The organism is Oleiphilus sp. HI0117, from assembly GCF_001635235.1.
This window is the reverse complement of sequence record NZ_LWGA01001118.1, coordinates 1-811: the sequence shown is the minus strand read 5'-3', so window position 1 is coordinate 811 and position 811 is coordinate 1. Positions and strand designations below refer to the sequence as shown.

1 protein-coding gene is annotated in these 811 nt (G+C 46.9%); it reads right to left on the bottom strand.

All coding sequences use genetic code 11. From position 1 onward, the window contains the following. A partial coding sequence (locus A3757_RS20050) for a penicillin-binding protein 2 (protein ID WP_255374995.1) occupies positions 1-811 on the bottom strand: 811 nt, incomplete at both ends.

Here is an 811-nt window from a genome sequence, read left to right as displayed (position 1 = left end):
CCGGAGATGTATCCAGGCGGGTATTCAGTGTGTATTTGTTTGTCTCTAATGCCGCGGCTATCGTTGCTAACTTCATCGTCGAGCCCGGTTCAAATACATCGGTGATCGCTCGATTCCTCAAATGCGCAACATTTATATTGCTACGATTATTTGGGTTATAGGAGGGCTGATTTGCCNTCGCTAAAACATCGCCTGAGTGAATGTCGAGTACGACTATCGACCCGGCTTTCGCTTTATGAGTCTCGACGGCAGCCTTGAGTTCTCGATAAGCCAGATATTGAATCCTCATATCTAGACTCAAACGAATATCCTTTCCTGGGCTAGCTGTTTTTACAGCACCAAAATCTTTGATCACTCGCTGCTTTCTGTCTTTCAGGACTCTGCGCTTTCCCGGTTCGCCGCTTAGCCAGTCATCATAGGAGAGTTCAATCCCCTCCTGGCCGTGCTTATCAATATTAGTAAAACCGACAACATGAGCAGCCACTTCACCCGCTGGATAGTATCGCTTGTATTCTCGTTTGCTATAGATCCCATCTAAATTTAAAGCAAGCACTTTGCTTACTTCATGAGGCGCCATTTTTCGCTTAAGGTAGATGAAGTGCCTATTTTTGCTGCGCTCTAGCTTGTCGGCCAGTTTCTCATAGCTTTGTCCAAGCGCTTCAGCCAAGGCTTTAGCTTGGGCAACATTCAAGTTCAGATAACGAGGATCTGCATAAACCGTTTCAACCGGAGCGCTAACCGCCAAAGGCACACCATGGCGATCCATAATTACGCCACGATGAGCATCCAGCGTTTCAAAGCGAATAGTACG